The following is an 11,669-nucleotide window of genomic DNA, read 5'->3' as shown; positions in this document are numbered from 1 at the left end:
AGGTTGAAAACATAAAGATTACCTCAAGTCGTGTTTGTTATTGAGATCAATCTATGAGGAAAAAGTTCAATAACGAGGGGGCAGGTTAAAATATTTGTGTAGGAAAGACAGCGCCTGACCGCCGTCTGGCAGGTATTGTATAACGGCAACCGTGCACTGCTCTGTCGCTATCACTACAATGAACATGCTCAACTGGTGGGTGTCAGCCATCGGGATACCTCCATATAATAAATCTAAAGATGAAATAATTAATATGTTCACTATCGAAGAATAAAGTTAAGAGCCGGAAGATCTCCGCGATCTTCCGGCCTGATTATGATCTACCGTAACTTAATCTCATTGAACTGGCTCTGTTGCCGGGGTAGTCTTGTTTACCCAGTTGCCGCTCAGTGCATAGCAGATGGTGTAATAACATTCTTTGGAAAGCCATTTAACTGGGTTATTGTTGCAGATAATTTATTAAATCCTGTTAATCACAAATGTCGAGTAATAAACCCGTTGGAAACCAATTCAGTGCGATTAGTCACTTTTGTTTTGGCAAAGATATTGCGCAGGTGGGTTTTGACGGTAGATAGGGAAATATTAAGTATCTGTGCAATACGTTTGTTACTTGATCCTTCTCTTATCAAATTAATAATTTCTTGCTCTTTATCTGTCAGAATAGTGGGTGTTTCAGGAAGCAAGTCCCTGACAGCTAATTCAATTAATGGCAGAATAGCACTGAGGCGGTTAAAGTCTTTTGGTGTAAATGGGGTATCTCGTAATAAAGAGACGCCGGCAATAATTCGGTTGTGTTGACGGATAAATATTTCAGCGATGTCCTGTATATTATTTGGCTGCATAAATTCATGATAATATTTGTTATGTTTAGTCAGTGTTTTCTGATCCATGCCAACCATATTGATATCATTTTGTTGATAATTAGCCGGTTTTAACGGATCTAAATGCTGAAAATGAGTCAGATAATTCTGGTGAGTTTCGTCGGAAATACCATATAGAATGTAATTCTCAGGGCGTAATTCATTATTCACCAAATAGAATGCTGCGGCTGAGATAGGAATCAGATGCGCAATGGTGTTTAAGCAGCTGTGGATTAGAGCATTTTCACGGCTATTCGGTAGTACAGTAGACAAGAAAGTTCTCCCTTTAGAATAATGTCTAACTGGATAAATCAATACTGATGATTAATTAAACGCTAATTAAAATCCAGAGTCAACACAAAATAAACATATTAATAACGTGATATAGATTGCAATAATTGAAATTTCTCACCGTGATGATCACCTGTTAAGAATAGAGATTTTAGTATATATCTGAAATAATTTCTTAATGCATTGATTAAGTAATCTATTTTTATTGATTGATATTTAAGTGATTATTTTTGATTTTTGTTTTTTTCTGGTGTTTTTCGTCACACCTTTTCGGCTATGAATCCCCCTTTAGATATCGTTCTTTAGGACGATAGCCGGTATTCCGTTTCACTTTCTATAGTGTATTTATTTATCCTCAATAAAGTTTACAAAAAATTCACAAATAAATCGCTGTGAGCGTTATTTCTACGATCGGAAGTAAAAGGGAAAATAAATGAAGATGTCAACACGACTGACTTCGCATATTGAAAAGGGAGTGGTGGGGTTTCCTACTACATTGGCAAGTTCCATCGGGGTGATCATGGCGAGTCCGGTTATTCTGACTGTGACCAGTGGCTTTGGGATTGGTGGTGACACTTTCGTACTGGCAATATTGATCAGTTTTATCATGATGCAGGCCCAAGTGACGACGTTTGCTGAGGCAGCAGCTATTTTGCCTACTTCCGGCTCTGTTTATGACTATATTTCTTGTGGCATGGGGCGGTTCTGGGCAATTACTGGTGCGCTTTCGGCTTATTTGATTGTTCATATTTTTGCGGGTACGGCAGAAACGATCCTCTCCGGTATTATGGCATTAGTGAATTTTGACGGCCTTAATACGGTGGTGGAAAGTCATAACGCTTCATGGATGGTCGGCGTTGGGCTCGTTATTACGTTCGGATTACTTAATGCGTTGGGTATTGAAGCGTTCGGTAAAGTCGAAATTGTGCTGACATCCTGCATGTGGAGTACCTTGGTTATTTTCAGTATTTGCGGATTATTAATGCCGTTTGCTGTGCCGCTGGAGAGTTGGTTTGGTGAGGGGCTTAATGTAAGCGATCCCTTTGCCGTGCTGAGTCTGGTAGGTATGGCAATGTTTATGTTTGTCGGCTGTGAACTCGTGACGCCAATGGCGCCGGAAATTAAAAATTCTGCCAAAGTTTTGCCGCGAGCAATGGTGACGGGCCTGTGTGGGGTGGCTTTCTGTATGGGGCTATATGGGGCGTCAATCAGTCATCAGGTAGAAAATGTGCTGGTGGATGTAGAAAATAATGTTCGTTTGCTGGAAACGCCAATGGCCATTCCTGCTTTTGCCGGCCAGGTGATGGGGGATTTTGGTAAATATTGGATTGGTATCGGGTTATTATTGGCGGGAGCGGCAACGATTAATACCCTGATGGCGGCGGTACCACGTATTCTCTATGGTATGGCATTAGATGGCGCATTGCCGCGTATTTTTGCTTATCTACATCCACGTTTTAAAACGCCAATATTTGGGATTTTGGTTGCGGTAATTATCCCCTGTTTACATGCCTTTATTATTCAAGGTGATTTGAACCGGATTATGCCTTTGGTGCTGGCAGCGGTATGTGCCTGGTGTGTCGCTTATTTGTTGGTGACATGTTCCGTGATATTACTGCGTATTCGCAGACCTGATTTACATCGTGCTTATAAATCTCCTTTTTTCCCATTACCTCAAATTGTCTCTAGTGTAGGAATTATTTTGGCGATCATTCACATTACACCTCCGGGAATGAATCCCGGTGATGTGTATATTCCATTCGCCATCATGTTGGGCCTGACCGCCAGCTATGCTCTGTTTTGGACGCTCTGTGTGCAACGGGTGAATCCGTTTAAACCCGTACCCGTTGAACAGGTACTTTCACATACTTTCACTCAGGGTGAATTGCCGGAGGTACAACTTGAGCCACTTCGTTCCCTTAATTGATGGTATTTGGCGGCGGTTAAATAAACCCCGCTATCCTACTGGCTATCAGGCAGGTGTAACGCTAAGCCGGTTGAAACAGAATTTATCGCCTTACTGTTGTGAGCGTTTATCAGCAGAAAGTTTGCAAGTGACGTTACCTGATGGATTGCAGATTGAAGTTTGTGAAAAGCCGAAGACGCTGTTTCTGGCCTATATTGTCAGTTGTTGTTTTCGTTTGCAGGGAATCACGTCACTCAAGGAAAAAATCGTTATTAAAGCCAAGGTAAAGGGGATATTTCGGCGAAAAACCGTGACTTATTACTGTTGTCATGGTGCAGAGTTTGGGCAACAGATTATTGATTTACTCAATCAGTATCCATTAATTGGTGAAACATTAGCTGAGTTGGATTTCCGGCATCTCACATTAAATATTCATCAGGGACGATGGCAATTTGAGGTGGAACATTTTGCCGCTTCTGAGGTTGTCAGCCGATTGCCGGCCAGTCGTCGTTATTTACGTTTGACTTCTGAACAGCGCCATTTGTTGCTCAGTACGTTGCTGATGTTTAGTCAATTCATGAGGAAGGTAGATGAAAAAACAATAAGATACGGATAACTTTTGTTTATTTTTAAAAAAAAACCACCGATCTTTATTCAAGGGTCGGTGGTGGTGGTGATGTGAGCGCAATGGATATTTACATTGGCACAGAATTTCTCGCCATATTTAAAGTATCGACAAGCTGATCAATATCTGCCAATCATTTTTCGTTAGTTGCGATCTTAAATAATTAGCGAGATTGATCTGGTAATCGATCATATTGCTAAATCCAGCTGGCCCCATATCACCAGAATTATTGACTTTGATTTTAAGATAGAGATCACAGATACTCAGGTAAATTTACTGAAATCTTTTATCGAATCATTGTTATTCAATCTATACTGAATATGTAAAATAATAGATAGGAAAATTTAAATGGCAATGCTTGACAATAGGGCAAGGAATTATCAAGTCTTTGAAGATCGATTTACCTAAAATCAATTCTATATCTTATGGATTTCAAGATGTATCGCGACGGCAAGGGAGCGAATCTGTGGGAGCATAGCGAACTATGTGACCGGGGTGAGCGAGGGCAGCTAACAAAGGGCAACTTGAAAGATAACGGATATATTTCGGAGGAAATTGTTAATGTCTAGGACTGGTGAAGAATATATTGAAAGCCTGCGTGATGGAAGAACGATTTTTCTGAATGGAGAAAAGATCACTAATCACGTGGATCACCCTGCTTTTCGGAATGCAATTAGAACCGTAGCTTCACTTTACGATTACCAGGCAGCACATGCTGATCAGATGACGTTCGAAACGTCTGGTGGTAAGCGCGTTGGTTTATATTGGGAGCTTCCTACTACCCGAGAGAAATTAATTGCCAGAGGTGAGGCTGCGTATGCCTGGGCAATGCAGAGTTGTGGTTGGTTAGGTAGAAGCCCAGATCATGTTTCCGCTGCGCTTACCGGAATGATGACTCACTTGGAAATATTCGAGGAATATTCTAAGGATAGAGCTGAAGCGTTAAAAAATTACTATTCCTATGCCCGCGATAAAGATATTTATTTGTCTTTCACCTTAGTCAATCCACAAGGTGATCGTTCCAAAACCCCCAGTGAGCATATAAAAAATGAATTTCATACTCTTGGTGTATTGGAGGAAAAACCGCAAGGAATAATTGTTCGCGGGGCAAAGATGTTAGGGACAGCCGCCATCCTTGCAGAAGAAGTTGTGGTTGGCGTGTTTAATCCACTCAAAGAAGGGGTTGATGATAAATATGCTGTGTCTTTTGCCTTACCATTGAATACAAAAGGAATAAAAATTCTTTCCAGAAAGTCCTATGAAATAGGCAGCAATAAATTTGATTCTCCTTTATCGCATCAATTTGACGAAAATGATGCTGTCGTTTATTTCGACGATGTTTTCGTTCCGTGGGAAAGAGTGTTTATTTATAAAAATACGGAGATGTGTCGCCAGCAATTTCTGGCAACTGGCGCTGACGTTTTAATGGATGTTCAAGGTATGGCTCGGTATGCCGTTAAGCTACATTTCTTAACGGGTTTGGCTCATCAACTTACCGAAGCCACTGGCGTCAATGAGATTCCTGCTGTTCGTGAGTCATTAGCTGAGCTTGCTTGCTGTGCCACTAATATTGAAGGGCTGTTTCGTGGTTTGATTAATAATCCTGATCGACATAATGAGTATTATATTCCTAATCGCTCACAACTGTATGCTTGCCAGGTCTTATTACAATCAACTTATCCAAAGGTGATAGAAAACATCAGAAAACTCTCAGGGGGTGGTGTGATTATGTTACCGTCAAGCTATATTGACTTAGCAAATCCAGAAATTCGTGACTTAATAGAAAAAACGCAATATTCAACTTTGTTGGCACCCATTGAACGAGTGAAATTACTGAAATTAGTGTGGGATGCTATTGGTTCTGAGTTTGCATCACGTCATACTCAATATGAAATGTTCTATTCAGGTGCGCCTTTTATTGCTTTGTCTCGTGTTTATGAAAAATATGATTGGGATTTTGCTAAAAGTATGAGCAAAGGGATTTTAGACTCTATTGATGTGAGTTGAATTCTGTATTTAATTCGAATGCAGTTAATCAGTTTTATTTTTATCGAATGTGAAGAAGCGGGATAGATTATATCCCGTTTTTTGTTCTTTAATCGTTTAAAAGATGAGGTGACTTGATTAATAGCATATTGAAATGTTGAATTGTTTATGTGTCCATCTATAAATTATTTCATCTTGTTAGAGAGTTATTTTGCTGAAATATTTTGACATATTTATATCTTGTTTTTGAAAGTTAATACACAAATTATTCTATTAATAATAGTAATTGTTCTTATGCTTAAATAAAAATTTAGTGCATGATTTGCCGCGTCAAAAAATCGAATACCAACAATCAACAGTCAAAAAAGAGAATAAAATGAAAGTAAACATAATGATATGTACTCTTATGGCTTCCTTTAATGTCTTTGCCTCTCAGTGCCACAAAATAAACTTTCAGGAAGATCAGCAAATAATAACCGGGAATTTTAATTCTCAAGGGGGAGCGTGTATTGAGTTTAATATTCAGCCTGAACATTATGTACGTGGATCGGCATTGGGTATGCGGAAGTTAGTCGCGCAGAAGGGTAATCAACAACATATTCGTACGCTTTTCACTGATAACCCGGTGGATGCTCGTCAGTTAATTGGCTTTACTGTTCCTCTGGCGGGAAAATACCGGTTGGCAGCCAGGGGCAACGCAGGAGAACCGTGGCAGCTTACATTGTCATTTCCATCTTATATTCCCAAGGATAATGATTACAGGCAGCAGCCAGAAAGCCTGCGTCTGAAACAACTTCAAACTGAAATTGCACAAGGAAAAGGCCCCCATGCCTTCTGGCGGGAAATAACCCGCAAGGGTGCGCCGTTGATTGAAGATTATGATGATAAAAATAAGCGCGTCACTTTCCTGTGGCGCGGCGCAAAAGCGAATGTCTTTATTCTGGGGGCACCGAGTGGTGATCATGATCCGATGTCACATTTAGCAGGTTCTGATGTCTGGTTTCGTAGCTATATCGTTCCGTCAGATACCTTGATGCAATATAAATTGGCTCCGGATTTGCCGCGGATTGAAGGCTCGGCTGACGAACAGCGTAGGTCGATTTTGATTACTGCACAGGCCGATCCATTGAATAAAAATGTAGTACCGGCTGTATCCGAAGATGTGTTTAATCATGATTCATTGCTGGCATTAAGGCCGACCCTGTGTGATATCGCACAATTCAAGCAATTACCTTTTCAGGGAGCGACTAAACTTCATCAGCTTGAGAGCAGGATTTTAGGTAATAGTCGGGAAATTGCGATTTATCAACCGGTTACTCCGATGAAACAGCCTGCTATGTTGGTGCTATTTGATGGGCGGATTTACCGCAAACAGTATTACATTGATAGATTCTTTGATTCCCTGATCGAACAGGGCAAGATCCCGCCTATGTATGTGGTGTTTATTGATAGCTTGGATAGTGTACGTCGAGGTCAGGAATTACCGCCTAATCCTAATTTTGCTGAATTCATGGCGAGTGAGTTGATGCCGTGGCTGGCGGCTCAGGGTATTAAAGCCCCGGCAGAACGCACCATTATTTCAGGTTCCAGTTATGGTGGATTGGCATCTGCATGGGTGGCATTTAATCATCCTGAATTGTTTGGCAATGTCCTTAGTATGTCTGGTTCGTATTGGTGGGCTCCTCAGGGAGAAAAGCCTGAATGGTTAATCCGTGAATTTGCCAAAGCAGAGAAAAAACCCTTGCGTTTCTACTTACAGGCGGGATTGTTCGAAACCCATGTGGGGGAATTGGAGGGCATTTTATATAATAATCGCCGCATGAAAGAGACATTATTACAGAAAGGTTATCCAGTTGAATCCAGTGAGGTTTCTAGTGGCCACAATTATATTTCGTGGTGTGAAACCTTGTACCACGGAACCCGATCATTGGTGGCGAAATGGTGAGTTAATTCTATTTTCTTCACATAATTGTCACATAATTTATTTAGTATCCCTTTATCAGATAACGATGATTTTTATTCCGATTGCGTTTTAATAAGGAAACCTTAATGTCGAACAAATATACGAAAAGTTTGGTTGTAGTCATGGTCTCAGCCTTAATTTCAGGTGTCAGCTTACCGGTGTTGGCGACTGATGATCAAAATGCTAATCAAATTATGGCGGAAGGTCGGGCGGTGAAAGGTAATATTACGGAATTTGGTGGGGCTCGCCGTATGACTCAAAACCAGACTGAGGCATTAAAAGCAGCGATAAATAATCATAAAGCTAAGAACGTTATTTTGTTTATTGGTGATGGTATGGGGGATTCTGAGATTACTATTGCTCGTAACTATGCAGAAGGCGCGGGTGGATTTTTCAAAGGAATTGATGCCTTGCCATTTACCGGCCAGTACACTCACTATTCTCTGGATAAAAAGAGTCGTAAACCCAACTATGCGACTGACTCAGCGGCTTCTGCCACCGCTTGGGCTTCTGGTGTAAAAACCTATAATGGCGCGTTGGGTGTTGATGTATTTGGTAAAGATCACCAAACTCTGCTTGAGCTGGCAAAAGCGAATGGTAAAGCGACAGGCAACGTAACGACGGCTAGAGTGCAGGATGCCACGCCAGCAGCACTGTATGCGCATGTCACTGACCGTGGCTGTTATGGTCCGCAAGAGACGATAAAAAAATGTCCAACGAATGCGCTAGAAAATGGCGGGCGTGGTTCGATCACCGAGCAATTATTAGTGGCTCGTGCTGATATCACATTAGGTGGAGGTGCCAAGATTTTCGCCCAGAAATCGGTTGTTGGTACTGGCAAGGATAAAACGTTGGAACAGCAGGCACAGGAACAGGGTTATCAGTTGGTCAGGGATGCTAAGTCACTGGCATCCGTGACTAGAGCGGATCAGAAAACACCGTTGTTGGGCTTGTTCCATGAAGACAATATGGACATTGCTTGGGAAGGACCTAAAGCCGTTTATCACGGTAATATTGATAATCCCCCAGTGACTTGTAAAGTCAACTCGAAACGGAATCCTGATGCGCCGACGTTGGCACAGATGACGGAGAAAGCCATTGATCTGTTGAAAGAAAATCAGAAAGGTTTCTTCTTACAAGTGGAGAGCGCTTCGATTGATAAGCAGGATCACAAAGCTAATCCTTGTGGACAGATTGGTGAAACTGTCGCATTGGATGAGGCGGTACAAGTTGGTTTGAAATATGCGCGTAAACACGGTGATACATTAGTTATTGTCACCGCTGATCATGCTCACGCCAGTCAGATTATTGAAGCTGATATAAAATCTCCGGGGCTGACTCAGGCATTAATCACGAAAGATGGTTCGGTGATGGCAGTTAGCTACGGTACTTCTGAGGGTAAGGAACAGGAACATACGGGTACTCAGCTACGAGTGGCTGCTTATGGCCCTCAGGCAGCCAATGTTGTAGGTCTGACTGACCAGACAGATCTATTCTTCACGATACGTGATGCGATGAAGTTAAAGTAATTTTTGGGTGGTTGGGGAATAAGTGGTTGAGGAATAAAGAGTTAAGGCCGGATATTCTCTGGCCTTAATTTTTTTGTTTTTTTAGTGTATATTTTTCTCTAATTACATTGGTAGGACAAATACAGCTGTGAACTAAATAAAATTATTGAGAGAAATACTCTAGATTTGATGAATAAATTAGTGATATGGAAAAAGCCATTAAAGTTAGTGATGCAATTTTAAAGAAATAATTAGGCTGTATATAGCTACTTTGCATATGCAGCAAATGTAAAGTCTTGCCTAATAATGCCCATAAGCAGGAAACTGGATATAGAGTTAAAAGTAAAATTACCATTGAGGATAAGTATATAGTTGGTAATTCAAAAGCATAAGAGGGAATAATATAAGAAGCTAGTATGAATGCTTTTGGACTAAGTAATGTTGTTATAAATATTTCTTTGAACGTTATTTCATCTGAGCAACTAGAGGTTAATGAAGATTTCCAAATTTTTATTGATAAAAAGGCAATGTAAATTGCAGATAAAATTTTCAGCAGAAAATTAATCCAAGGGAAATATAAGTAAATAAATGTTAAGGTAAAACCTAAGATACTAACGGAAATTAAATAACCTAACATTACAATAATTATTATTTTTTGTAATTTTCTCCAGTTTATCTTCAATCCAGAAGATAATATCAATGTATTTGTTGGTCCTGGCATAACTAATAAAAAAGATGAAAGGTAGAATATTTTTAGGCTTTCGTTGGATGAGAAATAATGAATGAGATGCTCCATTAAACGATATCCTCTAATATTGATGTGGCTTTTCGGAAATTCCACATAATATCTGAAAACGACTCGTTAGTATATTTTCAGTAATGATGGTTACTTGGTGTAAAAATAAAATGCAGTTTAGAAATAATAATGTTATGTGACAAATTACTATTGGTTTTTTAACATTTGAGTAGTGTGATTCGATAAAAAATAAAAATATGATGTCTATAATGACTTTTTACGCAAAGTCCTGATGCGTCGCTCGGACAATCAACATTAGCAGAACAGAGGGCTCAGTTCCCATATGCCTATCATTTTGATGCGGATGGCGTTGCGAGTTTTCTAAAACGTTATGCAATGAATCGAGGTGTTAGCCATATAGAAGATGATGTGACTCATATAGAAATTGATGAGAATGGAAAAATAGGATATCTGGAAACAAAAATACACGGAAAACTTAAAGCTGATCTCTATATTGATTGTACTGGATTCAAAGGATTATTAATTAACAAGGCATTGAATGAGCCATTTGTGAGTTTTTCAGATGTGCTAAAAAATAACCGAGCAGTAGCATTACGAGTACCTAGAAAGGATACGGGTGATATTGAACCATATACAACAGCTCGTACAATGTCCAATGGATGGCGTTGGACGATTCCTTTGTATAAGAGGAATGGTTATGGGTACGTATATTGTGATACATACCAAAGCCCTGAAGAAGCTGAAGCTGAATTAAGGAAATCCATTCCATATGAAAATGCAGAGTGTGTTGCAAATCATATTAGAATGAGAATTGGTCGTAGCAATCGTTCTTGGGTAAAGAATTGCGTAGCGATTGGATTATCAAGCGCATTTGTTGAACCTTTAGAATCAACGGGAATTTTTTTCATTCAACATGGAATTGAGCAGCTCGTCAGATTTTTTCCAAGAAGTAGCGGCAATGAGTTACTCATTGAAGAGTATAATACGCGAGTTAATCGTGTTGTTGATGGTGTTAAAGAGTTTCTATTGCTCCATTTCTCATTAGCAAAGCGTAATGATACTGTGTACTGGAAAGAATGGAAAAATGTTGAATTACCTAAAGAGCTTTTAAAAAAAATAATGTTAGCGGAAGATCATTTGCTGGATAAAGAAACTATCTATCCTTTCTATCATGGTTTTGAAGAATATTCGTGGAATACTATGATTCTGGGTTTGGGTTCAGATTCACTAAGGAGTAAACCAGCATTATCATTAATGATGCCTGATGAAGCGGATGAGATGTTATTGCGCCATTATATGAAAGCAGAAAATATGGTAAATAATTTACCAACATGCCATGAATATTTACAACATCTACATAACTTAAAAAATAAAGATTGATAACAGGTAAAAAATTGGTGCCTATTGGATTCAGTAAGTTTAAAACCTTACTTAAGATGTGTTGTATTAAATTAATCTCGATTATCCAAATAATCTATATAAGACTGAAAAGTTATTCGTAAAGTATTTATATGGCATTTAGAGCGCCAGTAATCTAAGGGCGGTAGCTTACCAGAGTAAAGGTAAGCTACCGGGTGAGTTTATCATTAATCAGCTTCCGAAAAACCTTGTCGTTCTGGGGAGGGGAAAGGAGACGGTTTTCCCGCTAACTTGTTTATACAGATAATATTTTGAAAGGTAATATTAATAGAAATGTGAAGTCTTCATCAGAACTTACATTTTCCTGGTGTTGTATATTTCAACCTTCCATTCGTCTTCTTCAAAACTTCCTTG

At 39.6% G+C, this 11,669-nt stretch carries 9 protein-coding genes and 1 pseudogene; 7 read left to right on the top strand and 3 right to left on the bottom strand.

Translation table 11 applies throughout. The features are described from left to right. Positions 1-66: 66 nt before the first annotated feature. Together ACGF49_RS12200 and ACGF49_RS12195 are read right to left on the bottom strand one after the other, a co-directional pair. Positions 67-210, bottom strand: a complete 144-nt coding sequence (locus ACGF49_RS12200; RefSeq protein WP_387491152.1) for a hypothetical protein — start codon at positions 208-210, stop codon at positions 67-69. A 263-nt stretch (positions 211-473) separates the two neighbouring features. Continuing rightward, a complete protein-coding gene (locus ACGF49_RS12195) occupies positions 474-1,133 on the bottom strand; it encodes a response regulator transcription factor (RefSeq protein ID WP_113044315.1) in 660 nt (219 codons plus the stop codon). A 451-nt stretch (positions 1,134-1,584) separates the two neighbouring features. Between ACGF49_RS12195 and ACGF49_RS12190 the strand changes: the two genes are divergently transcribed. The 6 genes from ACGF49_RS12190 to phoA all read left to right on the top strand — a co-directional run bounded on the left by ACGF49_RS12190 (position 1,585) and on the right by phoA (position 9,160). Continuing rightward, the gene (locus ACGF49_RS12190; RefSeq protein ID WP_113044316.1) at positions 1,585-3,078 is read left to right on the top strand and encodes an APC family permease; all 1,494 of its coding nucleotides are present in this window, start codon (positions 1,585-1,587) and stop codon (positions 3,076-3,078) included. Beyond that, positions 3,053-3,673 carry a DUF3156 family protein gene (locus ACGF49_RS12185; protein WP_262978516.1) on the top strand — a complete coding sequence of 207 codons (621 nt, stop codon included), beginning with the start codon at positions 3,053-3,055 and terminating at the stop codon, positions 3,671-3,673. The genes ACGF49_RS12190 and ACGF49_RS12185 overlap by 26 nt, the downstream gene beginning before the upstream one ends. Before the next feature lie 446 nt (positions 3,674-4,119). Beyond that, positions 4,120-4,251: a hypothetical protein gene (locus tag ACGF49_RS12180; RefSeq protein ID WP_387491148.1), complete on the top strand. Its 132-nt coding sequence runs from the start codon at positions 4,120-4,122 to the stop codon at positions 4,249-4,251. Then, positions 4,244-5,689: a 4-hydroxyphenylacetate 3-hydroxylase family protein gene (locus tag ACGF49_RS12175; RefSeq protein WP_228902813.1), complete on the top strand. Its 1,446-nt coding sequence runs from the start codon at positions 4,244-4,246 to the stop codon at positions 5,687-5,689. The genes ACGF49_RS12180 and ACGF49_RS12175 overlap by 8 nt, the downstream gene beginning before the upstream one ends. 355 nt (positions 5,690-6,044) lie before the next feature. Further along, the gene (locus ACGF49_RS12170; RefSeq protein ID WP_228902810.1) at positions 6,045-7,613 is read left to right on the top strand and encodes an alpha/beta hydrolase-fold protein; all 1,569 of its coding nucleotides are present in this window, start codon (positions 6,045-6,047) and stop codon (positions 7,611-7,613) included. A gap of 104 nt (positions 7,614-7,717) precedes the next feature. Next, on the top strand, positions 7,718-9,160 hold the full coding sequence (gene phoA, locus ACGF49_RS12165; RefSeq protein ID WP_262978400.1) for an alkaline phosphatase: 1,443 nt from the start codon (positions 7,718-7,720) through the stop codon (positions 9,158-9,160). Between the two features lie 142 nt (positions 9,161-9,302). Here the strand turns inward: phoA and ACGF49_RS12160 are convergent, their stop codons facing one another. Continuing rightward, a complete protein-coding gene (locus ACGF49_RS12160; protein WP_113026245.1) occupies positions 9,303-9,935 on the bottom strand; it encodes a LysE family translocator in 633 nt (210 codons plus the stop codon). Positions 9,936-10,202: 267 nt separating this feature from the next. On the opposite strand from ACGF49_RS12160, the pseudogene ACGF49_RS12155 reads away from it, so the two are divergent. Beyond that, positions 10,203-11,276: pseudogene (locus tag ACGF49_RS12155) on the top strand (tryptophan 7-halogenase); the annotation flags it as partial. Positions 11,277-11,669 lie beyond the last annotated feature (393 nt).

It is taken from the genome of Photorhabdus sp. RM96S, from assembly GCF_042879335.1.
Classification (GTDB): Bacteria; Pseudomonadota; Gammaproteobacteria; order Enterobacterales; family Enterobacteriaceae; genus Photorhabdus; species Photorhabdus kayaii.
The sequence above is the reverse complement of the archived record's forward strand: the minus strand, read 5'-3'. Positions and strand labels throughout refer to the sequence as shown.